This window comes from Methylorubrum salsuginis, assembly GCF_900114375.1.
Lineage (GTDB): Bacteria > Pseudomonadota > Alphaproteobacteria > Rhizobiales > Beijerinckiaceae > Methylobacterium > Methylobacterium salsuginis.
The window spans coordinates 213,398-236,883 of the sequence record NZ_FOSV01000005.1 but is presented as its reverse complement, the minus strand read 5'-3'; the positions used below and the strand labels follow the sequence as shown (position 1 = coordinate 236,883).

Here is a 23,486-nt window from a genome sequence, read left to right as displayed (position 1 = left end):
GGCCGGGTGGTGAAGGACGGGGCCTGCCTTAGAAGCGAGGGACGCTACGGGCAAGCGATCATGCCGGCAGACGCGAGTCGCAGCCCGCCTTCAGGCGACGCGGCTACGCTGCCAACGGCGCACGACCTTCGGCGTCGTCTCGAACACGAAGGCGCTGCAGAGGCCGCTCAGGGCGGCGAACCAACCGAGTCCGGCACCGCATCCGCACAGGCGCACGAGGCCGGCGGCCGTGCCCGCCGCTGCGACATACAAGGCGAAGCGCCAGCGGCGGCTCGTCCCACCCTGGTCGATCGCCATCATGGCGAATGCCGGCAGCAGGACGAAACAGAGGATCGGATGAACGGTCCGAAGATCGAGGTAGAAGCACTTGAACGCGTCGAAGCCGAAGAGTGTCGGCGCGAACGCCAGATACGGGCCGAGACTCGTCGGTGCGACCGGTCTCGCCAGCGATAGGCCGACCGTCACGATGAGGCAGACGAGCCCGTGCAGAACGGGTGCGAGAACGAGCGTCGAGAGCGCCGTTACGACCAGATTGGAGGATCCGGGAACCGCCCCGGCATCGTTGGCTGGTGACGACATGAATCCTGCGCCTCGTCGTTGACCCCGCACTTGTCGTTCGCGCGAGGCGGGAGACGCAAGGGGCGCCGGCGCGGACCCGCTCGTCCGCACCGACGCCGATCACTCACCAGCGGTGATGCCAGCCGCCGTAGCCGCCGCGCCAGCCGACATGGCGATAGCCCCAAGGGCGGCCCCAGCCGCCGACATGGCGGTAGCCCCAGGGGCGGCGCCAGCCGTAGCCGTAGACAACCGGGCGCGCGTAATAGACCGGGCGATAGGCGTAGGGCCGCCAATTCGGCTTGCACCAGCCCGACCAGCCGCGGTGGAAGCCGGGGCCGCACCCGTCACGGGCCTCGGCCGTCCCGGCCGTCCCGGCGATGGTGCCGAGGGTGAGAAGAGTGGCGGCAGCGATCTTCAATCGCACGATGAACCTCCTTCGATCTTGAGGGATGCCCATGAACGCCGCCGAAAAAACCTTCGTTGCCACATTACGAAAGTTTAATATGCGTTTTGGAACAGCGGGTTAGGCCGCCTCAAGGCCAAGCCGCATTGTTTCTGCCTTGTCTCTGGATCGAGCCCTTCGGGTCAAAAAACCGCGAGGGCCCGGGCGCTGCCGCGGCATCGGCCGAGCGCGCGGCGTTGTCCACCGCGGAAAGCCGGTGATCGCGGTGCGTCCTCCCCGGCAAATCGCAACGAGGCGAAACCTCGAAAGAGGGCACCGGGAAACATGCGCTTCCCGGTGCCCTCCCTCGACGTCGCTCCGCATCATGTCGGGATTAGAGACGGTCCCGGCGTCTCAGCGCTCGCCGACGATCCGCTTGGCGGCCTGGATCATCTCGCGCATCGCACCGGTCGCTGCCTTGTAGGCCGGGGTGCCGACATCCCAGTTACCCTGGGCGATGGCGGTGACCATCCGGGCGGCTTCCTCGTGGGCCTTCGCATCGGCGGTCAGGAAGGCCTCGACCGCGCCCGCATCCGCCCCGCTTGCGCGGGCGGCTTCGGCGGCTCGCTTGGCGGCGCGGCCCCGCAGCGTCGCCGCAGCCTGATCGGCGGGGCTGAAACCGACGAGGATCGTGGCGAGCGCCCGCTTCCACAGGCCGATATCGGCGGGCAGCCGAACCAGCTCGTAATGCTCGATGCCGGCGGTCTCCTCGAGCCCGGCCTGCGCCAGGGTCTCGGCCTTGACGAGGCGGCCGGTGATGCTCTCGATCTCGGTGCGGGTCTTGGCCGCCTTCTCGGCGATGCTCTGGACGCTGCCCGAGATTTCCGAGGTGGCGCTGCGCTGCTGGCCGAGGGCCACGGCGAGGGCCGCATTCAGTTCGCTGGTCTGGGAGATGCGCTCGGCCGCGCCCTCCACCCGCCCGCCGAGATCGTCGACCACGGTGCTGCCGGTGGCCACCGCGACGCGGCTCTCCTCGACCGCCTTGGCGATCTGGCCCATTTCGCCCTGGAGGGTGTTGAGCCAGGTGCGGATCTGCTCGGTCGAGCGGGCGGTCTGGCCCGACAGCGACTTCACTTCCGCGGCCACCACCGAGAAGCCGCGGCCCGCCTCACCGGCGCGCGCCGCCTCGATCGTCGCGTTGAGCGCGAGGAGGTTGGTCTGGCTGGAGATCGTCGCGATGGTACCCGCCATCGTGCCGATCTCGGCGATGGCGTTCTGGAGGAGCTTCAGGCGCTCGTCGATCTGATGGGTCCGGTCGCGGATCGCATCCATGGCGGCGCGGGCGTTGCGCACGTCCGCCGTGCAGCTCGCCATCGCATCGCGGGCCGCCACGGCGCAGGCGCCGGCCGAATCCGAAGTCTCCGACACCTCGGCGATGGAGGCGACCATCTCCTCGATGGCGCTGGCGATGGTCTGGGTCGATTGCGCGACCTCGCCGATGTCGTAGGTGGTCCAGCCGATATTGATCGCGCCCTCGGAGGCTTCCTTGGCCACGGCGGCGAGCTTGGCGCGCTCGGCCCTCAGGCCGGCGCGGCGCGAACGGCCGAGATCGCCCAGGGCGGTGCCGAACGGCGTGCCGACGAGCGAAGGCTCGTCGTCGGGGCTCGCGCCCTTCGCCAGCCGCTCGATCGCCGCGACGAGACGCGCCTCGTCGGACGGCGCCTCGACCCGGCTCTCTGTGTTCGTCGGGACCGAAGGTCCCGCATCGCGACGGAACTTGAGAGGCAGCATGTTGATCCTGGGTACCTCCTCGTTTCCGAAACACTCGCGGTGGATGCGCCGCTCGATGTCTCGAAACCGCTCCGGCCCGATGTCCGGAATTGTTTGTGCCGTGTGTCCCGGGGACCATGTCACCACGCCGTTAAAAATTAATTTCGATGCCTGATCTGGAAGCATCTTGCTGACTTGCCTCGCTTCGGCGGGGCGAATCGGAAGAACTAGACTGGATGGCCTATTCGGCCCGGGGCCGTGCGGGCACGTTGTGCGTCGCAAAAACGATATGCTCAGTCTCAGCATATCTGGACAAGGCGGCGGGTGCCCCCTAAGTTAGGCGGCGCAATGCTCATTTTGAGCATAAAGGAGTGCACGATGTTGCAGGCTGGAACCGCCCCGCGCGAGGATGGTCGCCATGCCTTCCCTCTGCCCGAGCTCTACGAGCGCGTGAGCCGCCACGTGCCGGCCGTGGAATGGCCGGCGCTCGCGCCCGACGTGGAGGCGATCCTTCGGCTCAAGCGCGAACGCAATGCGGTGGTGCTCGCCCACAATTATCAGGCGCCGGAGATCTTCCACACCGTGGCGGACATCGTCGGCGACAGCCTCGCGCTCGCCCGCGAGGCGGCGCGCGTCGACGCCGACGTGATCGTGCTGGCCGGCGTCCACTTCATGGCGGAGACGGCCAAGCTCCTGAACCCCGAGAAGACGGTGCTGATCCCGGATCTGGGGGCCGGCTGCTCGCTGGCGGATTCGATCACCGCCGCCGACGTGCGGGCGTTGAAGGCCAAATATCCGGGCGTGCCGGTGGTGACCTACGTCAACACCTCGGCCGCGGTGAAGGCGGAATCCGACGTGTGCTGCACCTCGGGCAACGCGGCGGACGTGGTGCGCGCGCTCGGCGTGCCCCGCGTCCTGATGATCCCCGACGAGTTCCTGGCCCGCAACGTCCAGCAGCAGGTGCCCGAGGTCGAGATGCTGACCTGGGCCGGCCATTGCGAAGTCCACGAGCGCTTCACGCCCGCCGACATCGCCGAGGTGCGCGACAGCTATCCGGGCATCACCGTGATCGCCCATCCGGAATGCCCGCCCGAAGTCGTCGAGGCGTCCGACTTCTCGGGCTCCACGGCGATGATGATGAACTATGTCACCGAGAAGCGGCCCGCCCAGGTCGTGCTCGTGACCGAGTGCTCGATGGCCGACAACATCGCGGTGGCCAACCCCGACATCGAGTTCATCAAGCCCTGCAACCTGTGCCCGCACATGAAGCGGATCACGCTTGCCAACATCCGCCACGCCCTGGAGACGATGAGCCACGAGGTCACGGTCGATCCGGACCTCGCCGACCGTGCCCGGATGGCGGTGGAGCGGATGCTCGCCGTCAAGCCGACCCCGACCGTCTCGCCCGCGCCGGCTTCGGCAGCCGCCTGATGAGCATCGTCCCCCGCAGCCCCGCCGACCGCGTCGTCGTGGTCGGCGGCGGCGTGGCCGGGCTCGCGACCGCCCTGCGGCTCGCCCCGTGTCCCGTCACGCTCATCACCGCCGCGCCGCTCGGGCTCGGCACCGCCACCGGCTGGGCGCAGGGCGGCATCGCCTCGGCCCTCGGCGCCGACGATTCCCCGGCGCTGCATGCCGCGGACACCGAGGCCGCCGGCGCCGGGCTGACCGAGCCGGGGACCGCGCTCGGCGTGGCTGAGGCCGGCCCCGGCCTGATCGACTGGCTCGTGAATCTGGGCATCCGCTTCGACCGCGAGGCCGACGGCGCGCTCGCGCTGGGCCTGGAGGCCGCCCATTGCCGCCGCCGCATCGTGCGGGCGCGGGGCGACTCGACCGGGGCGACCGTGCTCGAAGGGCTGGTACGGGCGGTCCGGGCCTGCCCGACCGTCGAGATCGTGGTCGCGACCCTGCACGATCTGATCCGCGATGCCGAGGGCGCGGTGCGGGGCGTCGTCTGCGCCCGCGACGGGGCCGCCTTCCGCCTGCCCGCCCGCGCCGTGGTGCTCGCCACCGGCGGGCTCGGCGGACTCTACGCCTCGACCACCAACCCGCGCGGCGCCACCGGCCGCGGCCTGCTCGCGGCCTCGCGCGCCGGTGCGGCCCTGCGCGACCTCGAATTCGTGCAGTTCCACCCGACCGCCATCGCGTCGGGCCGCGATCCGATGCCGCTCGCCACCGAGGCGCTTCGCGGCGAGGGCGCGGCGCTGATCGACGAGAACGGCGAGCGCGTCATGGCGGGCGTGGCCGGCGGCGACCTCGCCCCGCGTGACGTTGTGGCCCGCGGCATCTTCCAGGCGCTGGCGCGAGGCCGCACGGTCTATCTCGACACACGCGGCGCGCTCGGCCGCTCGATGCCGACGCGCTTTCCCACCGTGGCGGCGCTCTGCGCCGAGGCCGGCATCGATCCGGCGGTGCAGCCGATCCCGGTTCGCCCGGCGGCCCACTACCACATGGGCGGCATCCTCGTGGACGAGGCCGGACGCAGCACCGTGCCGGGCCTGTGGGCCTGCGGCGAGGTCGCCTCGACCGGCCTGCACGGCGCCAACCGCCTCGCCAGCAACTCGCTGCTGGAGGCGCTCGCCTTCGCCCCCCGCATCGCCACGGCGATCATGGACACGGCGCCGGCCAAAGCCCCGATCCGCCCGGCTCCGCTCCCGACGTCGTTCGCGGGCGGGGAGGGCGCGCCGGACGCGGTGCGGGCGATCATGGAGCGCCATGTCGGCGTGGTCCGCGACGAGGCCGGCCTCACGCAGGCCATCGACAGCCTGGAAGCCCGACCTGGCTGCCCGGCCGCCGAGACCGGGCTGATGGTCGCCCGCGCGGCTTTGGCCCGCCGCGAGAGCCGCGGCGCCCATTGGCGCAGCGACTTTTCGGGGCAGCTCCCGGCCCGTCACTCGGTCACGGGGCAGGCCGAAATGCAGCAGACGCAGGAACTCTCCGATGCCTGAGACCACGCTGCTTCCGCTGCCCCGCATCCTGGTCGAGCCCGTGGTGCGGGCCGCCCTGCTGGAAGACCTCGGCCGGGCCGGCGACATCACCACCGACGCCATCGTCCCGCCCTCGGAGCGGATGGAGGCGGTGATCGCCTCGCGCCAGGACGGCGTGATCGCCGGCACCGACGCGGCGGTGATCGCCTTCGAGCTGATCGACCCGAGCCTGAACGTGACGGTCGAGCGGCCGGACGGTGCCCGCGTCGCGCCGGGCGACGTCGTGATCCGCCTATCCGGCCCAGCCCGCGCGGTGCTGACGGCCGAGCGCGTCGCCCTCAACCTGCTCTGTCGCCTCAGCGGGGTCGCCACCGCGACCGCCTCGCTGGTCGAGGCGGCCCGCCCCCATGGTAAGGCCAGCATCGTCTGCACCCGCAAGACCACGCCGGGCCTGCGAGCGCTGGAGAAACACGCGGTGCGCGCGGGCGGTGGATCGAACCACCGCTTCGGCCTCGACGACGCCGTTCTGATCAAGGACAACCACGTCGCGGTGGCCGGCGGCATCGTGCCGGCGATCGAGCGCGCCCGGGCGCGGGCCGGTCACCTCGTCAAGATCGAGGTCGAGGTCGATACGCTCGCCCAGCTCGAGCAGGCGCTGTCGGTCGGGATCGACGCCGTGCTCCTCGACAACATGAATCCCGAGACGCTGCGTCAGGCCGTCGGCATGGTGGACGGGCGCGCGCTCACCGAGGCCTCGGGCCGGATCAACCGCGACACCGTCGGAGCGGTCGCGGCCTCAGGCGTGGACCTGATTTCGGTCGGCTGGATCACCCATAGCGCGGCGATCATCGATCTGGGCCTGGACGCGGCCTGAGCCCGTCCTTGCGCATCCGGTAGCGCCGGCCGCCTCGCTCCACGATCTCCACCGCCAGCCCCCATAGAGCGGCGATCGTAAAACGCGATGCAAGTCCCTCCCCCCTCTGAGGGGGAGGGTGTCCGCGGAGCGGACGGGAGAGGGGCAGCGCGACGCTACCGCCTGGCCGCCGTCGTCCAGTCATCTTCGGAAGCGCGGTTCCCCTCTCCCGACCCCCTTTGGGGGCCACCCTCCCCCTCAGAGGGGGGAGGGATGCAGCGGTGGCGTTGCGTCCGACACCAATCCCTTCGTTCTAGCCGCCCGCCTCGACGAGGAGGTGGTCGATCAAACTCGCCGCCGGCACGCGCAGCAGGCGAATTCCTTCCCCTCGAACGGCCAAGCTGACATAGTGTGGCCACACGGTCACGAGGCCGGGCGAACCGGTGGTGCGGCGCAAATCAAGCTTGGCTTTGACGGCCGAGCGTTTACGCCTTGGCGATGATCCGCACGGCATCGTGCGCTGAGAGTTCGCCGCGTTCCCCCACATCCCGCCCGTCCCCGAGAGGACCTGATGCGCCGTTTCGTCACCGCCCTGAGCGGGCTCGCCTGCGCGACGATCGCGCTGGCCGGCCCCGTTGCCGCCTACGAGATCGATCCGCTCACCCGCCAGCCGCTCTCCGACGTGCTCACCGTCCGCGTGCGGTCGCAGCCGGCTCCCACCGCCAACGCCGCCCTGCCCGCCGCCGACCCGCTGCAGCAGAGCCCGGCCGCCGCGGCGGTGCCGCAGGCGACCGCCATCGGTCGCGAGACGGTGCCGTATTCCGGTCCGCACACCCCCGGCACCATCGTGGTCTCCACCGCCGAGCGGCGGCTGTACCTCGTGCTCCCCGGCGGCGAGGCGATGCGCTACGGCGTCGGCGTCGGCCGGCCCGGCTTCACCTGGGGCGGCACCCAGACCATCACGATGAAGCGCGAATGGCCGGATTGGCGCCCGCCGTCCGAGATGCTGCGCCGCCGCCCCGACCTGCCGCGCTACATGAAGGGCGGCATCGAGAACCCGCTCGGCTCCCGCGCGATGTATCTCGGCAACACGATCTACCGCATCCACGGCTCCAACGAGCCGGAGACGATCGGCACCGCCGTCTCCTCGGGCTGCATCCGCATGACCAACGAGGACGTGGCCGACCTCTACACCCGCGTGAAGGTGGGAACGCGCGTCATCGTCCAGCGCTGAGCTGAGCCGACAACGAGTAAGCAGAGCGCCGGCCCGACGATGGGCCGGCGCTTTTTTTCGTCTCGAGCGCGGATTTACGCCGGAAGACGCTCGAACGGGTGGTCGGCTCGCCCGCCGCCATCGCGAGGCTGAGGCCGGGGCGTTCGACCGGATGCTTATCGGTCGCGGCGATCCGCGACCGGCCGCAGCACGGGCACGTCGAAATAAACCCGCTCGACCCCGATCTCGAAGCCGACCGCCTCGAAGCGAAGCGTCTCCTCCGGCGCCGTCAGCACGTCGAGGCGCCAGCCCTCGTCGGTGCGCTCGTAATGCTCCACCCGCATCTGGTCCTGATAGATCAGGGCGATGTGCCGGAGCGTCGGGAGCGACTTGTAGAACTTCAGCTTTCCACCGCGGTCGTGGTCCATCGTCGAGGGCGACAGCACCTCGACCACGACGAGCGGGTCGGTCACGAAGGTCCGGTTCTGCCGCGGGCCGCAGCGCACGACGATGTCCGGCTTGGTCTTGTCCCGGCCGCGGCTGTCGTCGGAGCGCTGGACGCGCATGCCGCCCTGGTAGCTTCGGCACCCGGCCGCATCCATCGCCAGCTTGAGCGGCGCGCCGATATTGCCCGCGATCTGCTCGTGGTTCTCGGTCGGGTTGCTCATCATGACGAGCTCCCCTTCCACGAGCTCCCACTCGCGGTCGTCGGCCTGCGCCGCCACGAACCGGTCGTAGTCGGCGATGGTCAGGGCATGAGGCTGCTGCGCGGAGCCGGCCATGGAGCACTCCCGTACGCCGAGCTTATCGGACCGCTCACGCCTGTGCGAGCCAGGAACATCGCCGTTCCCCCCCGGTTGCGCCAGCGACAACCAGGGAGAAACACATGGTCGATGCCAGCCAGATCCGCGAACACGCCACCGTCGTCGGCTCCGACGGCGGCCATGTCGGCACCGTCGATCACGTGGACAAGGGCGAGATCAAGCTGACCAAGACCGATTCGGATGCGGGCGGCCTGCACCACTACATCCCGCTCGACTTCGTCGATTCGGCGGACGGCGACCGGGTGCGGCTCAACAAGCCCGCCGACGAGGTGAAGCGCGAGTGGAGCACCTCAGGCGCCGCCTGATTCCTGTGCGTATGGGGCGGCGCGTCGCCGCCCCGTATCAATGACAGCCGCAGTTTCCGCTGCCGCATCCGCCCCCGCTGGCCTGTCCCCCCTTGGCCGGCGCGCTCGCCGTGCGGTCACGGGTCAGGCCGCGCTCGTCGAGTTCCTTGAGGTAGGTCTGCCACCGGTTCCGGTACTCGCGGCCGAGATCGTACAGGTAGCCCCAGCCGTAGATGCCGGTATCGTGCATGTCGTCGAAGTGGAGCTTTACTGCATAATTGCCGACCGGCTCCACCGACAGGATCGCCACCTCGCGCTTGCCGCCGATCACCTTGCGCTCCGCCGGGGAATGGCCCTGCACCTCGGCCGACGGGCTCGACACCCGCAGGTATTCCGCCGGCAGATCGAACCGGCCGCCATCCTCGAAGGCCACACGCAGCGTCCGCTTGTCGCCGGTCAGGCGGATTTCTGTGGGCCAGCGCTCGCTCATTCCGCCAGTCTCGCGTATCTGATCCGCGCCGGGCCCGGTTGTGGGCGGGCGCGCAAACCCTCATATGGCCGAAGATGTTGGATCTGTCAGCCGACAAGCCGAACACCGCCGAGGCCTCTCGCGACGAGGCGCCGACGCGTCTCAGACCGGCCCCTCTGATCGACCCGTTCCAGCGGGCGATCACCTATCTGCGCCTCTCGGTCACCGACCGCTGCGACTTCCGCTGTGCCTATTGCATGGCCGAGGACATGCAGTTCCTGCCCAAGCGCGACCTGCTGACGCTGGAAGAACTCGACCGGCTCTGCGGCGTGTTCGTGGATCGCGGCGTGCGCAAGCTCCGCATCACCGGCGGCGAGCCGCTGGTGAGGCGCGATATCATGCAGCTCTTCCGCCGCCTGTCGCGCCACCTCAAGAGCGGCGCGCTGGACGAGCTGACGCTGACCACGAACGGCTCGCAGCTCGCCCGCTTCGCCCCGGAACTCGCCGATCTCGGGGTGCGCCGCATCAACGTGTCGCTCGACACGCTCGACGCGCAAAAGTTCAAGGCGATCACCCGGCGGGGCGATCTCGCCGTGGTGCTCGCCGGCATCGAGGCGGCGCAGAAGGCCGGAATCAAGGTGAAGATCAACGCCGTGGCGCTGAAGGGCGTCAACGAGGACGAGATCGCGCCGATGCTGGTCTGGGCGCACGAGCGCGCCATGGACATGACGCTGATCGAGGTGATGCCGCTCGGCGAGATCGACGGCGACCGCACCGATCAGTTCCTGCCCCTCTCGGTCGCCCGCGAGCGGCTGGCCGAGCGCTTCACCCTGACGCCCTTGCCCGACCGCACCGGCGGCCCGGCCCGCTACGTCCGCGTCGAGGAGACCGGCGGGCGGCTCGGCTTCATCACGCCGTTGACGCATAATTTCTGCGAGAGCTGCAACCGGGTGCGTCTCACCTGCACCGGCAAGCTCTACATGTGTCTCGGCCAGGAGGACGCCGCCGACCTGCGCGCGGCGCTCCGCGCCTCCCCCGACGACGCGCTGGTGACCCGCGCCGTGGTCGAGGCGATCTCGCGCAAGCCCAAGGGCCACGACTTCGTCATCGAGCGCGCCCGCCCGGCCGCCGTGCCCCGGCACATGAGCGTGACGGGGGGCTGAGGCTCACGCTGAGAGCTCACCCGGCCACCGGCCGCAGCGTGTCGCGCACGTCCCGCTTGCCGAGCCATCCCTGCACCCGGCCGCAATGCTGCGCGATCTTCGGCGTGTGGGCGTAGTGCGCCAGCGAGCCCTCCACCATAGCCCGGAGATCGAGGCAGCGGGCAGCGTCCACGAGGAAGTTCAGGCCGCCGAGCGGCGGCTTGAAGGTGGTTCCGCCGGGGACGCCGTAGCGCGCGGCGATCTCCGGATAGACCGGCCACACGCTGCCGCTCAGCGGATCGGGCAGCATGTCCTCGCATCGCGCCGAGCGGGCCGGGATACCGCCCCGCTGCAAGGCCGCCCGTGCCAGATCCTCCAGCACGAACAGCTTGGGGTGGTTGATCGTGTGCATGAAGCAGCCGCGGCGCATCCAGCCGGCGAACAGCCGGTCGAGGTCGAAGCCGTGCTCCCGACTGAGCCGCAGCAGCGAATCGCGCGCGCCGAACCAGTCGTCGAGATAGCCGACCTTGGCGAACACCTCGGCCCTGATTAGCGACGCGATGGCGTCCACCGAGAAGCCCTGCGCGAAGCCGTAGACGATCAGCGCGGAGTGATAATCGCCCATCGGCGAGCCGAAGTTGCGGCCCTTGTGGTCGATATAGACGATGTCCGGATGGAAGGCCGGGAAGACGATGCTCGGCAGCGGGACGTAGACCCGCGCGGCCTCGCGCAGGCGGGCCGGGGTGAGGGCGCCGAGCGGCCCCTTCTCGAACGGCAGGCCAACCGTGAGATCGGCCTGCGCCGCCCGGTCGAGCAGCCCCTCGGGGCTCGGTTCGAACAGAGCGAGGTTCGCGGGTTCTACCGCGACGACCTCAGCATCCGGCGCAAGGAACTGAAGGCACCCGCCCAGGACCGCGACCTGGCAGTTATTGCCGACGACGAGGATGCGTCTAGCCACGGCCGCACGCCTCCGGCGGCGAGCAGTTCCTCGTCGCAGACCACCGCGGCCTGCGCGGCGAACTCGGCCCGGGCCTCGTGCAGGCTGCGCGAGGAGGCCGGGAGGACGTCGCGGTCGCCGCCCTCCGTGAGATGGCGGAAGAAGACCCGCATGACATGATCGACACCGTCCTTGCTGACGGATCTGAGATCGCTCTCGAGATAGCGGAAGGCGCCCTCGGGCGAGGTGACGATCTCGTAGGAGGGAAAGTAGAGGGTATCGTCGCGGGTGTCGGCGAGGCGCTGGGCGGCGACCCGCAGCACCGCCTTGCTGTGCACCGTCGATTGCAGCACGTGGCGCGGCGCGTAGGTCGCCACCAGCGGCACCGGCGACACCGTGAGGATGATCCGCGCCCCCGGATTCACCGCCTTCAACGCATCGGCGAAGGCGGTGAGGTCGGCGATCACCGCCTCGACCGGCTGGTTGGCGAACACGTACTTTTCCGGGTCGAAGGTGCCCGCTGCGACGCCGGGGCAGAGCGGAAAGGCGGCGCCGTCCACGGCGGCCTGCCAGCCCTCGGTGAGGCCGAGGGTGAACACGAACACGTCGAGGTCTTCGAACAGCCGCCGCACCTGCGCGAGATGCGCCTGCCGTTCGGCCTCGACCGCCTCCACCGAGGTGAACCCCTCGGGCTCGATGCGCGGGCGGAACGGATCGGCGAAGCGCCCGTCGGGTCGCGTCCAGGCCGTATCCTGCGGCGTGAACCGGCCATATGCCCGCTCGATCAACTGGCGCAGCTGGCGCGCGGTGTAGACGTTGCCGTAGCGCGCCGAGAACAGGCGAAAGCCCCGCGACCGCGCCGTCTCGGGGGTGGTGCCCTCGGGCGCGTCCTCGGTGACGAGGTAATGATAGCCGCTGGCCTGGAGCCGGTCGGCGATGTGCTGGGCAAAGCAGCTCCCCGCCGTGGCGATCCGCGTCTGCCGGGTGAGGCGAAAGCCCGCCGGGATCGGCGGCCCGGCCATCGGATCGAGGGCGAACAGTGGAATCCCGCCGACCGACCGGTCCCAGAAGGCGTGATCGGCGAGCCCCGAATAGGGATTTTGTTTGGCGGGGCGGTCCGTCATCGGCGGGCGGACCGTAGCCGAGCGGGGAGGGGGCGGCAACGTCAGAGAGAGGACGGCATTTTGAATGCGAACCCGCTCGGGAGTACAGCGAGCTACACGTCAAACTCTCAAAGCCGGAGACACCGCACCGATGGTCAACGTCGCATTCCTGGGGCTCGGCGTGATGGGCGCGCCGATGGCGGGACATCTCGCCAGGAAGGGCCACACGGTTACGGTCTACAACCGCACCGGGGCGAAGGCCGAGGCCTGGGTTCAAGCCAATGGCGGGCGGGCCGCCGCGACGCCGCGGGAGGCGGCGGCGGGGGCTGCGATCGTCTTCGCCTGCGTCGGCAACGACGACGACCTGCGCTCGGTGGTGCTGGGCGCGGACGGCGCCTTCGCCGGGATGCAAAAAGGCGCGGTCTTCGTCGATCACACCACGGCGTCTGCCGAGGTGGCGCGCGAGCTGTCGGCGGCGGCCGATGCCGCGGGGCTTCGCTTCATCGATGCGCCGGTCTCCGGCGGGCAAGCGGGCGCCGAAAACGGAGTGCTCACCGTGATGTGCGGCGGCGACGAGGGCGCGTTCGCCGAGGTCGAGCCGGTGATCGGAGCCTACGCCCGCTCCTGCCGCCTGCTGGGGCCCTCGGGCGCGGGCCAGCTCACCAAGATGGTCAACCAGATCGCCATCGCCGGTCTGGTGCAGGGATTGTCCGAGGCGATCCACTTCGCCAAGCGCGCCGGGCTCGATGTCGAGGCGGTGCTGGAGGTGATCTCCAAGGGCGCCGCCGGCTCCTGGCAGATGGAGAATCGCGGCAAGACCATGAATGCTAAAAAGTTCGATTTCGGCTTCGCGGTCGAGTGGATGCGCAAGGATCTCGGCATCCTGCTCGCCGAATCCCGCCGCAACGGCGCCCGGCTGCCGGTGACGGCCCTGGTCGATCAGTTCTATGCCGAGGTCGAGGCCATGGGCGGCAAGCGCTGGGACACCTCTTCGCTCATCGCCCGGCTGGAGCGCTCAGGCGACTGAATGCGAGGGCTCGCGCCTCTTCCGGCGCGAGCCAGTGCCAGTCCGCCCCCATCTGGTGGCGGAACCACGTATGCTGGCGCTTGGCGTAGCGGCGGGTATCGCCCTGGCCCCGCTGCACCGCCTCGTCCAGCGAGAGTGCGCCGTCCAGATGCGCGATCAGCCCCGGCACGCCGTGGGCGCGCATCACCGGCAGCAACGGGTCGAGGCTTTTTGCACGCAAGGCCGCAACCTCATCGAGAGCGCCGTCCTGCATCATGGTGAGGAAGCGCGTGTCGATCCGGCGGCGCAGCTCCTCGCGCTCGATGGCAAGAAAAAACTTGAGAAGCGGGCGGCCCCCGAGCGGCCCGGGCTGGCGGCTCTCGTGGAACGAGCCGATCGGGCGGCCGGTGGCGGCAAAGATTTCGAGCGCCCGCATCACCCGCATCCGGTCGGAGGGGCGCAGGCGCGCGGCGCTCTCGGGATCGCGCTCGGCGAGGAGCGCGTGCAACGCCTCGGTCGGCCGACCTTCGGCCTCGGTGCGGATCGCGTCGCGGATCGCTTCCGGCACCTCGGGCAAGTCCGAAAGGCCTTCGTCGAGGGCGCGGAAGTAGAGGCCGGTGCCGCCGACGAAAATCGGCAGCCGGCCCGCCGCGTCGGCCTCGTTCAGGATCGCCGCGGCATGCCGCTGGAAGTGACCGACGGAAAAGTTCACGGCGCCGTCGACGTTGCCGTAGAGACGATGCGGGGCCTGCTCTTCCTCCGCCGGGCTCGGGCGCGCGGTGAGGACGCGTAAATCCGAATAAACCTGCATCGAGTCGGTGTTGATCACGACCCCGTCGAAGGCGCGGGCCAGCGCCAGCCCCAGCGCCGACTTGCCCGAGGCGGTCGGCCCTGCGATGAGAACCGCGGCCGGGCGGCCGTCTTGGGCTTCGTCCGCCACCGACACGGCGTCCTCTTCGAAGATTTCTCGCATGACTCTCGTCGCGACGCTGATAGCAAACACAGGCAGGCCCGCCATCACCGACGCGGTGCTCGCCGAGGCCCGCCGGGTGCTCGGCACCGATCACCAGCCCCGCATCCTGCACGGCGAGGTCGCCGCCGAGTTGCTGGTCCCGGCCGAACCGGGGGAGGCCGGCGCGCTCACCGAGCGCCTGCGCACGGCGCTCTCCGGCGAGCCGATCGACGTGGCCGTGCTGCCCGGCGGCGCCCATCGCCGCAAGCGGCTTTTCCTCGCCGACATGGATTCAACCATGATCGAGCAGGAATGCATCGACGAACTCGCCGATCTCGTCGGCATCAAGCCACAGGTGGCCGCGATCACCGAGCGGGCGATGCGTGGCGAGATCGCCTTCGAGCCGGCCTTGCGCGAGCGGGTCGGACTGCTCAAGGGGCTGCCGGTCGCCGTGATCGACGGGCTGATCCGGGACCGCATCCGCCTCACGCCGGGCGGGCGCACCCTGGTCGCGACGATGCGGGCGCACGGTGCCTTCACCGGCCTCGTCTCGGGCGGCTTCACCCTGTTCACGGGACCGATCGGGGCAGCAATCGGCTTCGATGAGACCCGCGCCAACGTCCTCGACGTGGCCGAGGGCCACCTCACCGGCCGGGTGGTCGAGCCCATCGTCGGGGCCGAGGCCAAGCGTGCCACGCTGATCGAATTGCGGGAACGCCTCGGGCTCGCCGCGAGCGAGACGCTGGCGGTCGGCGACGGGGCGAACGATCTGCCGATGCTCGGCGAGGCGGGAATCGGCGTCGCGTTTCGGGCAAAGCCCAAGGTCGCGGCGGCGGCGCGGGTGCGGATCGAGCACGGCGACCTGACGGCCCTGCTGTACCTTCAGGGGTTCTCGGCGGCCGAGTTCGTGGGCTGAGGCCGGGGCTCACGCTCTCCGGCGATAGAGGGCGCCGACCAGCACCAGCGACACCGCGAGCGCGAGCGACAGCGCCACCGCGTAGGTCCCCGCGATCCCTCCGCTCGGCGCGAGGCGGATCACGGCGAGGTTGAACACGCACAGCCCGACCGCGCCCGACACCGTGCCGCGGATGGTGGCGACCGCCGCGTCCCGCCCACTCTGAGCGTGGACGAAGACGATCAGCGGCCACGCGATCACCGGCACGGGTGCGAGCAACCCGCTGACCGCGGGCCCGAGGAGCGGCGCGGCCAGCGTCACCAGCACGACGAGACCGGTGGAGACGGCGATACGCGCCGGCAGATCCCAGGCCGGCAGCCGCGCCGGGCGGCGGCCGGAGCGGGCGCCGCGCGTGAAGGCCAGCAACAGGCCGACCAGGGCAAGGACGAGGAGGACGAGCAGGGTGTCCGCGCCGATCCGTCCGGCAGCGACCGCCCAGAGGGTGAAGCCGGCGAGTCCGGCCCAGCAAGACGGGAAAACCGAAAGGCGCCGGCTCGCCATGAGGTAGGCGAGGTAGGAGGCCAACACCGCGCCGACGCCGACCAGCGACCCGTGGGCGGCCTCGCCTGCGAAGGGCAGGCCCTGCTCCAGGGCGAGGTAGAGCGAGATCGGCCCGGAGGTGAGCGGCAGGCCGGCGACGATGCCGCCGGCGGCCGAGCCGAAACGCCGGTTCACCAGCGTGACCAGCGCCATCAGCAGCGGCGTGACGGCGAGCTTGACGGCGAGGAGCCCCACCGTCGCGGTCGCCGCCGGCCGACGCTCAGTCGAGGCCGATCGCGACGAAGCGCACGTCGCCGCTGAGGCCGGCGACCAGCAGCAGCACCGACTTGCGGCCTTCCTTCTTCATCGCCTCGACGCGCTTGGTGACGTCGGCGGGCGCCGAAACGGCTTCCTGGCCGACCTCGACGATGACCTCGCCCGGCTGGATGCGCTTGTCGGCGGCGGTCGAGTTCGGATCGACCTTCGTGACAACGACGCCGCTCTTCACCGTGTCCTTGATGTTGAAGCGCTTGCGCGCCTCGTCCGAGAGGCCGGTGAGGCTGAGGCCGAGGATCTGGCGGTTGACCGATTCCGCCTCGGGCTGCTTCGCGGTGGCGACCTGGGTCTTCTCGCCGTCCTCCAGGCGTCCGAGCAGCACGGATTTCGTCTGCTCCTCGCCCTTGCGCACGACCTGCACGTCGACCTGCTTGCCCACCGGGGTCGCCGCGACGATGCGGGGCAGCTCGCTCGACGACTTCACCGGCACGCCGTTGAACTTGACGATCACGTCGCCGACCTCGAGCCCCGCGGTCTTGGCCGGGCCCTTCTCGTCGATGCCGGCCACCAGCGCGCCCTTGGCGCCGCCCTTGAGGCCGAGCGCCTCGGCGGTGGCGTCGTCCACGTTCTGGATGCGCACGCCGAGCCAGCCGCGGCGCACCTCACCGAACTGGCGCAGCTGCTCCACCACCGGGGAGGCGGTGCCCGAGGGAACCGCGAAGCCGATGCCGACCGAGCCGCCCGACGGCGACAGGATCGCGGTGTTGATGCCGATCACCTCGCCGTCCATGTTGAACAGCGGGCCACCCGAATTGCCCTTGTTGATGGCCGCATCGGTCTGGATGTAGTTGTCGTAGGGGCCGGATTCGATGTTGCGGCCCCGCGCCGAGACGATGCCGGCGGAGACCGATCCGCCGAGCCCGAACGGGTTGCCGATCGCCATCACCCAGTCGCCCGGGCGCATCTTGTCGGAATCGCCGAAGGGCACGGCCTTGAGCGGGCGCTCGGCCGTCGGCTTCACCCGCAGCACCGCGAGGTCGAGCTTCGGGTCCTTGCCGACGATCTCGGCCTTCAGCTTCACGCCGTCACTGAGGATCACCTGGATATCGTTGGCGTCGCCGATGACGTGGTTGTTGGTCACCACGATGCCGGACGCGTCGATGATGAAGCCCGAACCCAGCGAGTTCGACTTGCGAGAGGGCGAGCGCGGGCTGTCGTCTTCGCTCTTGGGGCTGCCCTGGCCGCCGCGGCGCTTGAAGAATTCCTCGAACAGGTCCTCGAACGGCGTGCCCTGAGGAAGCTGCGGCAGGCTGCGGCCGGTGCTCTTGGTCTCGACCGTGGTCGAGGCCGAGATGTTGACCACCGCATCCGTCACCTTCTCGGCGAGGTCGGCGAGCGATTCCGGGCCCTTGGCCAGGGCGGGCAGGGGCAGCGACACGGCGGCGACCGTAACGCCCAGCACCGCGGCGGAGAGCGCCGAGGCGGCGCGCCGGGCGAGCGAGGGCCGACGGGCCCGGTCGGCATTCGCGGCGAGTCTCGCAGCGGGCATCATGGGCGGTTTCCTCATCGTCTTGGGTGCGGCCCGGTTTTTAGGCTCGCCTATAGATTCGGCGGCCGGCACCCCGATCAAGGGCGCCGGCCGCGGATGCCGCAGTGCTCGGGTCCTATCGCACCGTGCCGGTCGTGCCGGGGCTCGACTCGGTCTTCGCGGCGTCGCCCTTCGCCGCCTCGGGCTTACGCCCCTGCGGATCCGAGAAGAAGCGGAAGAAGTCCGAATTCGGGCTCACCACCAGCTTGGTGTCCTGGCCCTTCAGCGCGTGCTCGTAGGCCTGCATCGAGCGGTAGAAGGCGAAGAAGTCGGCGTCCTTGCCGAAGGCTTCGGCGAGGATGCGGTTCTTGTCGGCCTCGCCCGCGCCGCGCAGCTCCTCGGCCTGCTGGTTGGCTTCGGCCAGGATCACGGTGACGTCGCGGTCGGCCTTGGCGCGGATCAGCGTCGCGGCCTGATCGCCGTTGGCGCGGATGTCGGTCGCCTCCTTCTTCCGCTCCGAGGTCATGCGGTCGTAGACCGCCTGGCTGTTCTTGGCCGGGAGATCGACGCGGGTCATGCGCAGGTCGACGATCTCGACGCCGAGCCCCTTGGCCTCGCGGTTCACGCTGTCCTGGATGTCGTTCATCAGCTGGGCGCGGTCGGTCCGCACCAGCGCGTCGCGGCTGGAGCGGGCGAGCACGTTGCGCAAAGCCGAGTTGGTGAAGCTCGCCAGACGCTGGTTGGCCAGGGCGATGGTGCCGACCGACTGGTAGAACTTCAGCGGATCGACGATCCGGTAGCGGGCGAAGGCGTCGACTTCGAGATTCTGTCGGTCGGCGGTGAGCAGCGGCTGCACCGGCAGGTCGAGGTCGAGCACGCGCTTGTCGAACAGCACGACGCTGTCGGCGAACGGCACCTTGAAGTAGAGGCCCGGCTTGTTCTGGCCGACCGGGTTCAGCACGTCGCGGACGCGGCCGAGCTGGAGCACCAGCGCCTGCTGCATCTGCCCGACGGTGAAGACCGAGGCGTAGAGGCCGACGGCGATCGCGGCGGCGATCACCATCAGGCCGGTGCGGAGGGCGGGATTGTTCATCGGCTCGTCGCTCCGCTCGCAGCAGGGGCCCGCAGGGTGTCGGTCAGCGGCAGCACCGGCAGCACGCCGGCGGCGGCACCGGCGCCGGAGACGCCCGAACCGTTCTGATCGATGATCACCTTGTTCACCGAGCCGAGCACCTTCTCCATCGTCTCCAGGAAGATGCGCTCGCGGATCACGGCGGGCGCGGCCTTGTAGGATTGGTACACCTGGCTGAAGCGGGCGGCCTGACCGGTGGCATCCGCCGTCGCCTGGGTGCGGAACGCTTCCGCGCCCTGGATCACCTGGCTCGCCTTGCCTCGGGCCTGGGGCACTTCGCGGCTCGCGTAGGTCTCGGCCTCGTTGCGCACCTGCTGGGCGTATTGCTGGGCGGCGTTCACGTCGATGAAGGCCGGCCGCACCTCCGGGGGCGGGTTGACGCTGGTGAGCTGCACCACCTCGATGCGCACGCCCGCGCCGTACTCGTCGAGGGCGGACTGGAGGATCTCCTTGACCTCCTGGGCGATGCTGGACTGCTCGTTGGTCAGGATCGCCTGGATGTTGCGGCGGCCGACCACCTCGCGCATGGCGCTCTCGGCGATGGCCTTGATGGTGCCGTCCGGGTTGGCGAGGTTGAACACGTAATCCTCGGCCTTGGCCGGGTTGACGCGCCACTGCACCTCGAAATCGAGATCGACGATGTTCTCGTCGCCGGTGAGCATCAGGCTCTCTTCCGGGACGTCGCGGGTGCGGGTTCCGGCGGCGGTGTAGCCGATCTGGATCGAGTTCACGACGCCGACATTCGGCTTCTGCACGGTGCCGATCGGATAGGGGAAGTTGTAGCGCAGGCCCTCGGCGGTCGAGCCGGTGTAGCGCCCGAAGATCGTGTTGATGCCGACCTCGTTGGGCTTCACGATGTAGAAGCCGGTGAGCAGCCACGCGCCGACCACGAGGCCCGCCGCGATCAGGAGGCCCTTGCCGCCGCCGAAGCCGCCGCCGGGCATCACGCCGCGGAGGCGGTCCTGTCCGCGCCGGAGCAGATCCTCGAGATCGGGGGGCGTCTTGCCGCCGCCCCCGCCACCCCAGGGACCGCCGCCGTTACCACCGCCGCCGCCGGGCCGGCCCCAGGGGCCGCCACCGCCGCCGCTCTGATTGCTCCAAGGCATTCTCGACGTGAACTCCTGCTCAGGCTGCGCCCCGCATGAGGCGCGACGATTTTCTCAAGCCGCAAGAACGCGTTTGCCGCAGCCTTAGGGATACGCCGCGCACCTGAGTGGCCGCGGGCTTTCCTGTCAAGGCTGGCAGGTGGGCGCGCGGCCCGTCAATGGCAACCGCACCCACCGGCCGGACAACCGCCGGGGCCCTGCGGCCAATGCGCCCCGGTTCGGTCAACGGCCGGACCTGCGCTCCCAATCCACGAACTGGAACGGAAACTCGTCGCGCTCCCCCGCCGGATGCGCTTCACGTAGCGTCTCATGGAAGGCGGAGCGGTCGAAATCGGGGAAATGCACGTCGCCATCGGGCGCCGCATCGACCTCGGTGAGGTGGAGCCGGTCGGCATGCGGCAGGGCGAGCGCGTAGATCTCGGCGCCCCCCACCACCATGAGTTCGTCGGCGCCCGCCGCCGTCACCGCCTCGTCCCAGGAATGCACGATCTCGGCCCCGGGGATGGCGAGGCTGCGGTCGCGGGTCAGCACGAGGCTGCGCCGGCCCGGCAGGGGCCGCCCGATCGAGTCCCAGGTCCGGCGGCCCATCAGGATCGGCTTGCCCAGCGTCAGCGCCTTGAAGCGCTTCAGATCGCTCGACAGGCGCCAGACGAGGCCGTTGTCGCGGCCGATCACGCCGTTGCGGGCGACCGCCGCGATCAGGGAGACGCGCGAGGCCATCAGACCGCCACCGGCGCCTTGATCGCCGGATGCGGCGCATAGGCCTCGATGGCGATGTCCGAAAAGGTGAAGTCGAACAGGGAGCGAACCTCCGGATTGAGCCGCAGTTTCGGCAGGGGCTTCGGCGCGCGCGAGAGCTGGAGCCGGGCCTGCTCCAGATGATTCACGTAGAGATGGGCGTCGCCGAAGGTGTGGACGAAGTCGCCCGGTTCGTGCCCCGTCACCTGCGCCATCATCGCGGTGAGCAATGCGTAGCTGGCGATGTTGAACGGCACGCCGAGGAAGACGTCGGCCGAGCGCTGGTAGAGCTGACAGGAGAGGCGCCCGTCGGCGACATAGAACTGGAACAGGCAGTGGCACGGAGCCAGCGCCATCTTGTCGAGGTCGGCCGGGTTCCAGGCCGATACCACGAGGCGGCGCGAATCGGGATTGCGGGCGATCTCGTCGAGCACCCATCGGATCTGGTCGACCGTGCCGCCGCCGGGCTTCTCCCAGGATCGCCATTGCCGCCCGTAGACCGGCCCGAGATCGCCGGCCTCGTCGGCCCACTCGTCCCAGATCGTGACGCCGTTCTCGCGGAGATAGCGGACGTTGGTGTCGCCTTTGAGGAACCACAGCAGCTCGTGGATGATCGAGCGCAGGTGGAGTTGCTTGGTCGTGACGAGGGGGAACCCTTGCCCGAGGTCGAAGCGCATCTGGTGCCCGAACACGGACAGCGTGCCGGTGCCGGTGCGGTCCTCCTTGCGGGTGCCGTCCTCAAGGATGCGGGTCAGGAGATCGTGATACGCGCGCATGTCCGGTCAGGTCTGACGGGCGACGGGCCGGATGTCGAGTCGAGGCTCGCATCACCGTAAACCGGCGAACCAGCCCAGCTGATAGGTGACCAGGGCGAGATTGCTCCAGGCATGGAGCAGCATGCAGGGCCAGAGGCGTCCGGTGCGCCAGCGCAGCCAGCCGAGGGTCAGGGCCAGCGGCAGCAGGGTCAGCGGCCGGGCCAGCGCGCTGAAGGAGCTGGCGTAGCGGGGGGCCGGCTCCAGCCCGACATGGGCGAGGCAGAAGATCAGCGCCGTGACCACGATGGTCGCCGCCGGCCCGAGGAAGGCGCTGGCGCGGGCATAGACCTCGCCGCGCAGGAGCAATTCCTCGGCGAGCGGCGCGAGCAGGACCACGAAGGTGAGCCACAGGGCGACCATGGTGGACGACAGGAACGGCGAGAGGCGCACGCCGTGCCCGAAATTGACGTTGAGCGCCGCCGCCGTCGCCGTCACCCAGGCGATGTGGATCAGCGGCCAGAGCGGCAGCAGCCACAGGAGCCGCCGGGTCGAGGCCCGCGGCAGAGCCGGCTTCGCGAAGCCGAGGCGGCGGCGCAGGGCGCCCGGCCCGCCGCCGCGGCAGGCGAACGCCGCGAGCCCGAGGACGAGGAGGGCCATCACCCCCTGCCGCAGGGCGTCGGTGATGACGCCGCGGGCGGCGAGTTCGGCCAGCGGCAGGCGCGGGCGCTCCGCCAGCGGCGTGAACGGGTCGAGCCCCAGGCGCCAATCGCCGACGAACCGCACCAGCGGGCCGGCGATGAACGTGGCGGCGACGAGAATCACGAGGGGCACGAGCACGAGCCCGAGCATGCGGCCGAGCCACCTGAGCGGAGCGGCGGCGGGCGTGATCGGCGGTGATTCGGTGTGAGAATGCGCGCCGCCGCCCGCTCCGAGGGGCGGCAATTCGGCCACGCTTCCAGCGCGGAGCGGGTCTGAGCGCGGATCGCTCTTCAAAACCGCCGTCGGCCCCTCTATATTCCCCTTGCCGGTCGCAAGGCCGGCTATGGCGATAAACGTTCTTCGAAATAAACCTATCGGACCCGGGGGCGGTACCCGGCGCCTCCACCCGAACCCAGGACTGATGGCCGCATGGCCGTCACCGGCCGACGTGCTGGGTTCCGGCGGGGGCGAAATAGGATCGACGAGGGCGTAAAGGGAGCACTTTCGCTCGGCATGGTTCCGCCGTTATCGGGCCTTTGCAATAGTTGCCAACGACAACTTTGCTCCGGTGGCTGTCGCCGCGTAAGCGGTGCCAAAAACCGACCTAAAGTCCTAGCGGGTAGCACCGTTTAGGCGGGGTTCGGAGGTACCTGGCAACAGAAACCTCCACTCAATTTCCACGTCCCGGCGCTGCCGCCCTCCGGCCGTGACCGGACAAGCGAGCGCCGATGGCCGAAGATCTGATCCGTTACGATCTCCTGGTTCAGGATGCCCTGCGCGGCGTCGTGCGCAAGGTGCTGACCGATGCGGCCCGCGAGGGGCTCTCGGGCGAGCATCATTTCTACATCTCCTTCCGCACCGAGGCGCCGGGCGTGCGCATGTCGCAGCGCCTGCGCGAGAAATACCCGCAGGAGATGACGATCGTCCTGCAGCACCAGTTCTGGGACCTGAACGTCACCGAGCATACCTTCGAGGTCGGCCTGTCCTTCTCCGGCGTGCCGGAGCGGCTGCTGATTCCGTTCGACGCCCTGTCCGGCTTCTTCGACCCTTCCGTGCAGTTCGGCCTCAAGTTCGATCTGAACGAGGGCGCCGAGGGCGAGGAGTCCGTGGAGACGCCGACCGCCGCCCCGAAGCCCGGGCCCCGCGGTGCGGCGTCCGAACCGGCGGAGATCAAGCCGAAGGGGACGGGTCTGGCCCCGGTCGGCGCCGGGCCGAAGATCGTGCCGGCCCTTCCGGTCGCCCGCGAGGCCAAGGAGGCCGAGGACGGCACCAAGGACAAGCCGGCCAAGCCCGAGGCCGCCGAGAAGGGCGACAAGGAAGCGAGCGCCGAGGTCGTCAGCCTCGACGCCTTCCGCAAGAAGAACTGACCCGCCGCGCATCGCCGCCGTTTACCGCGCGGG

At 70.0% G+C, this 23,486-nt stretch carries 24 protein-coding genes and 1 other RNA gene; 10 read left to right on the top strand and 15 right to left on the bottom strand.

All coding sequences use genetic code 11. The annotated features are described in order from the left end of the window. Positions 1-90: 90 nt before the first annotated feature. The 3 genes from BM140_RS09160 to BM140_RS09150 all read right to left on the bottom strand — a co-directional run bounded on the left by BM140_RS09160 (position 91) and on the right by BM140_RS09150 (position 2,731). Positions 91-579 (bottom strand): hypothetical protein, encoded by a 489-nt coding sequence (locus BM140_RS09160; RefSeq protein WP_091944412.1) that lies wholly within the window; start codon positions 577-579, stop codon positions 91-93. Between the two features lie 103 nt (positions 580-682). Further along, positions 683-982, bottom strand: coding sequence for a GCG_CRPN prefix-to-repeats domain-containing protein (locus BM140_RS09155; protein ID WP_091944409.1), 300 nt, complete (start codon positions 980-982; stop codon positions 683-685). Between the two features lie 372 nt (positions 983-1,354). Beyond that, entirely contained in the window at positions 1,355-2,731 is a 1,377-nt protein-coding gene (locus BM140_RS09150; protein WP_091944406.1) for a methyl-accepting chemotaxis protein, read from the bottom strand. A 357-nt stretch (positions 2,732-3,088) separates the two neighbouring features. Between BM140_RS09150 and nadA the strand changes: the two genes are divergently transcribed. The 4 genes from nadA (at position 3,089) to BM140_RS09130 (ending at position 7,721) form a co-directional block, all read left to right on the top strand. Continuing rightward, positions 3,089-4,141, top strand: coding sequence for a quinolinate synthase NadA (nadA, locus tag BM140_RS09145; protein ID WP_091944404.1), 1,053 nt, complete (start codon positions 3,089-3,091; stop codon positions 4,139-4,141). Beyond that, complete coding sequence (locus tag BM140_RS09140) at positions 4,141-5,655, top strand: L-aspartate oxidase (RefSeq protein WP_091944401.1); 1,515 nt, start codon at positions 4,141-4,143, stop codon at positions 5,653-5,655. Before nadA ends, BM140_RS09140 begins: the two co-directional genes overlap by 1 nt. Further along, a complete protein-coding gene (gene nadC, locus BM140_RS09135; RefSeq protein WP_091944398.1) occupies positions 5,648-6,508 on the top strand; it encodes a carboxylating nicotinate-nucleotide diphosphorylase in 861 nt (286 codons plus the stop codon). The genes BM140_RS09140 and nadC overlap by 8 nt, the downstream gene beginning before the upstream one ends. Positions 6,509-7,058: 550 nt before the next feature. Then, positions 7,059-7,721 (top strand): L,D-transpeptidase, encoded by a 663-nt coding sequence (locus BM140_RS09130; protein ID WP_091944395.1) that lies wholly within the window; start codon positions 7,059-7,061, stop codon positions 7,719-7,721. A 155-nt stretch (positions 7,722-7,876) separates the two neighbouring features. On the opposite strand, the gene BM140_RS09125 is transcribed toward BM140_RS09130, so the two are convergent. Beyond that, complete coding sequence (locus BM140_RS09125) at positions 7,877-8,482, bottom strand: Uma2 family endonuclease (RefSeq protein ID WP_091944392.1); 606 nt, start codon at positions 8,480-8,482, stop codon at positions 7,877-7,879. Positions 8,483-8,586: 104 nt separating this feature from the next. On the opposite strand from BM140_RS09125, the gene BM140_RS09120 reads away from it, so the two are divergent. Further along, positions 8,587-8,829, top strand: coding sequence for a DUF2171 domain-containing protein (locus BM140_RS09120; RefSeq protein ID WP_091944389.1), 243 nt, complete (start codon positions 8,587-8,589; stop codon positions 8,827-8,829). Between the two features lie 37 nt (positions 8,830-8,866). On the opposite strand, the gene BM140_RS09115 is transcribed toward BM140_RS09120, so the two are convergent. Beyond that, positions 8,867-9,298: a gamma-butyrobetaine hydroxylase family protein gene (locus tag BM140_RS09115; protein WP_091944386.1), complete on the bottom strand. Its 432-nt coding sequence runs from the start codon at positions 9,296-9,298 to the stop codon at positions 8,867-8,869. Positions 9,299-9,372: 74 nt separating this feature from the next. Here BM140_RS09115 and moaA point away from each other — a divergent pair, with 74 nt between their 5' ends. Continuing rightward, positions 9,373-10,440 carry a GTP 3',8-cyclase MoaA gene (gene moaA, locus BM140_RS09110; RefSeq protein ID WP_244535363.1) on the top strand — a complete coding sequence of 356 codons (1,068 nt, stop codon included), beginning with the start codon at positions 9,373-9,375 and terminating at the stop codon, positions 10,438-10,440. A 16-nt stretch (positions 10,441-10,456) separates the two neighbouring features. On the opposite strand, the gene BM140_RS09105 is transcribed toward moaA, so the two are convergent. Continuing rightward, positions 10,457-11,377, bottom strand: coding sequence for a WcbI family polysaccharide biosynthesis putative acetyltransferase (locus BM140_RS09105; protein ID WP_091944521.1), 921 nt, complete (start codon positions 11,375-11,377; stop codon positions 10,457-10,459). After that, positions 11,278-12,480: a GSCFA domain-containing protein gene (locus BM140_RS09100; RefSeq protein WP_091944383.1), complete on the bottom strand. Its 1,203-nt coding sequence runs from the start codon at positions 12,478-12,480 to the stop codon at positions 11,278-11,280. Before BM140_RS09100 ends, BM140_RS09105 begins: the two co-directional genes overlap by 100 nt. Positions 12,481-12,610: 130 nt before the next feature. Here BM140_RS09100 and BM140_RS09095 point away from each other — a divergent pair, with 130 nt between their 5' ends. Then, on the top strand, positions 12,611-13,486 hold the full coding sequence (locus tag BM140_RS09095) for an NAD(P)-dependent oxidoreductase (protein ID WP_091944380.1): 876 nt from the start codon (positions 12,611-12,613) through the stop codon (positions 13,484-13,486). Here BM140_RS09095 and miaA read toward each other — a convergent pair. Further along, complete coding sequence (miaA, locus tag BM140_RS09090) at positions 13,455-14,438, bottom strand: tRNA (adenosine(37)-N6)-dimethylallyltransferase MiaA (protein ID WP_091944376.1); 984 nt, start codon at positions 14,436-14,438, stop codon at positions 13,455-13,457. The two genes, BM140_RS09095 and miaA, sit on opposite strands and share 32 nt — an antisense overlap. Here miaA and serB point away from each other — a divergent pair. After that, positions 14,437-15,333, top strand: coding sequence for a phosphoserine phosphatase SerB (serB, locus tag BM140_RS09085; protein WP_091944373.1), 897 nt, complete (start codon positions 14,437-14,439; stop codon positions 15,331-15,333). The genes miaA and serB overlap by 2 nt on opposite strands. 9 nt (positions 15,334-15,342) lie before the next feature. Here serB and BM140_RS09080 read toward each other — a convergent pair whose 3' ends face one another. The 7 genes from BM140_RS09080 to BM140_RS09050 form a co-directional block, all read right to left on the bottom strand. Beyond that, positions 15,343-16,107: a hypothetical protein gene (locus BM140_RS09080; RefSeq protein WP_091944370.1), complete on the bottom strand. Its 765-nt coding sequence runs from the start codon at positions 16,105-16,107 to the stop codon at positions 15,343-15,345. Positions 16,108-16,132: 25 nt separating this feature from the next. Next, the gene (locus tag BM140_RS09075; RefSeq protein WP_091944518.1) at positions 16,133-17,677 is read right to left on the bottom strand and encodes a DegQ family serine endoprotease; all 1,545 of its coding nucleotides are present in this window, start codon (positions 17,675-17,677) and stop codon (positions 16,133-16,135) included. Positions 17,678-17,792: 115 nt separating this feature from the next. Next, positions 17,793-18,749 carry a protease modulator HflC gene (gene hflC, locus BM140_RS09070; protein ID WP_091944367.1) on the bottom strand — a complete coding sequence of 319 codons (957 nt, stop codon included), beginning with the start codon at positions 18,747-18,749 and terminating at the stop codon, positions 17,793-17,795. Then, positions 18,746-19,894, bottom strand: a complete 1,149-nt coding sequence (gene hflK / locus BM140_RS09065; protein ID WP_091944364.1) for an FtsH protease activity modulator HflK — start codon at positions 19,892-19,894, stop codon at positions 18,746-18,748. The genes hflC and hflK overlap by 4 nt, the downstream gene beginning before the upstream one ends. A 222-nt stretch (positions 19,895-20,116) precedes the next feature. After that, a complete protein-coding gene (locus BM140_RS09060) occupies positions 20,117-20,614 on the bottom strand; it encodes a dihydrofolate reductase (protein ID WP_207549445.1) in 498 nt (165 codons plus the stop codon). After that, positions 20,614-21,408, bottom strand: a complete 795-nt coding sequence (locus BM140_RS09055; RefSeq protein WP_091944361.1) for a thymidylate synthase — start codon at positions 21,406-21,408, stop codon at positions 20,614-20,616. Before BM140_RS09055 ends, BM140_RS09060 begins: the two co-directional genes overlap by 1 nt. A 51-nt stretch (positions 21,409-21,459) precedes the next feature. Further along, entirely contained in the window at positions 21,460-22,329 is an 870-nt protein-coding gene (locus BM140_RS09050) for a CPBP family glutamic-type intramembrane protease (protein WP_425287051.1), read from the bottom strand. Positions 22,330-22,371: 42 nt separating this feature from the next. On the opposite strand from BM140_RS09050, the gene ssrA reads away from it, so the two are divergent. Continuing rightward, positions 22,372-22,757, top strand: a transfer-messenger RNA (tmRNA) gene (ssrA, locus tag BM140_RS09045). A 57-nt stretch (positions 22,758-22,814) separates the two neighbouring features. After that, entirely contained in the window at positions 22,815-23,453 is a 639-nt protein-coding gene (locus BM140_RS09040) for an SspB family protein (RefSeq protein ID WP_091944358.1), read from the top strand. Positions 23,454-23,486: the final 33 nt, after the last annotated feature.

Bases quoted from the DNA above. Each gene is read 5' to 3' on its own strand.
- serB (WP_091944373.1), top strand. From the start codon at position 14,437: ATGACTCTCGTCGCGACGCTGATAGCAAACACAGGCAGGCCCGCCATC.
- BM140_RS09040 (WP_091944358.1), top strand. From the start codon at position 22,815: ATGGCCGAAGATCTGATCCGTTACGATCTCCTGGTTCAGGATGCCCTG.
- moaA (WP_244535363.1), top strand. From the start codon at position 9,373: ATGTTGGATCTGTCAGCCGACAAGCCGAACACCGCCGAGGCCTCTCGC.
- BM140_RS09160 (WP_091944412.1), bottom strand. From the start codon at position 579: ATGTCGTCACCAGCCAACGATGCCGGGGCGGTTCCCGGATCCTCCAAT.
- BM140_RS09115 (WP_091944386.1), bottom strand. From the start codon at position 9,298: ATGAGCGAGCGCTGGCCCACAGAAATCCGCCTGACCGGCGACAAGCGG.
- BM140_RS09060 (WP_207549445.1), bottom strand. From the start codon at position 20,614: ATGGCCTCGCGCGTCTCCCTGATCGCGGCGGTCGCCCGCAACGGCGTG.
- BM140_RS09130 (WP_091944395.1), top strand. From the start codon at position 7,059: ATGCGCCGTTTCGTCACCGCCCTGAGCGGGCTCGCCTGCGCGACGATC.
- miaA (WP_091944376.1), bottom strand. From the start codon at position 14,438: ATGCGAGAAATCTTCGAAGAGGACGCCGTGTCGGTGGCGGACGAAGCC.
- BM140_RS09140 (WP_091944401.1), top strand. From the start codon at position 4,141: ATGAGCATCGTCCCCCGCAGCCCCGCCGACCGCGTCGTCGTGGTCGGC.
- BM140_RS09150 (WP_091944406.1), bottom strand. From the start codon at position 2,731: ATGCTGCCTCTCAAGTTCCGTCGCGATGCGGGACCTTCGGTCCCGACG.
- BM140_RS09075 (WP_091944518.1), bottom strand. From the start codon at position 17,677: ATGCCCGCTGCGAGACTCGCCGCGAATGCCGACCGGGCCCGTCGGCCC.
- BM140_RS09055 (WP_091944361.1), bottom strand. From the start codon at position 21,408: ATGCGCGCGTATCACGATCTCCTGACCCGCATCCTTGAGGACGGCACC.
- hflC (WP_091944367.1), bottom strand. From the start codon at position 18,749: ATGAACAATCCCGCCCTCCGCACCGGCCTGATGGTGATCGCCGCCGCG.
- BM140_RS09100 (WP_091944383.1), bottom strand. From the start codon at position 12,480: ATGACGGACCGCCCCGCCAAACAAAATCCCTATTCGGGGCTCGCCGAT.
- BM140_RS09125 (WP_091944392.1), bottom strand. From the start codon at position 8,482: ATGGCCGGCTCCGCGCAGCAGCCTCATGCCCTGACCATCGCCGACTAC.
- nadA (WP_091944404.1), top strand. From the start codon at position 3,089: ATGTTGCAGGCTGGAACCGCCCCGCGCGAGGATGGTCGCCATGCCTTC.
- hflK (WP_091944364.1), bottom strand. From the start codon at position 19,894: ATGCCTTGGAGCAATCAGAGCGGCGGCGGTGGCGGCCCCTGGGGCCGG.
- nadC (WP_091944398.1), top strand. From the start codon at position 5,648: ATGCCTGAGACCACGCTGCTTCCGCTGCCCCGCATCCTGGTCGAGCCC.
- BM140_RS09095 (WP_091944380.1), top strand. From the start codon at position 12,611: ATGGTCAACGTCGCATTCCTGGGGCTCGGCGTGATGGGCGCGCCGATG.
- BM140_RS09120 (WP_091944389.1), top strand. From the start codon at position 8,587: ATGGTCGATGCCAGCCAGATCCGCGAACACGCCACCGTCGTCGGCTCC.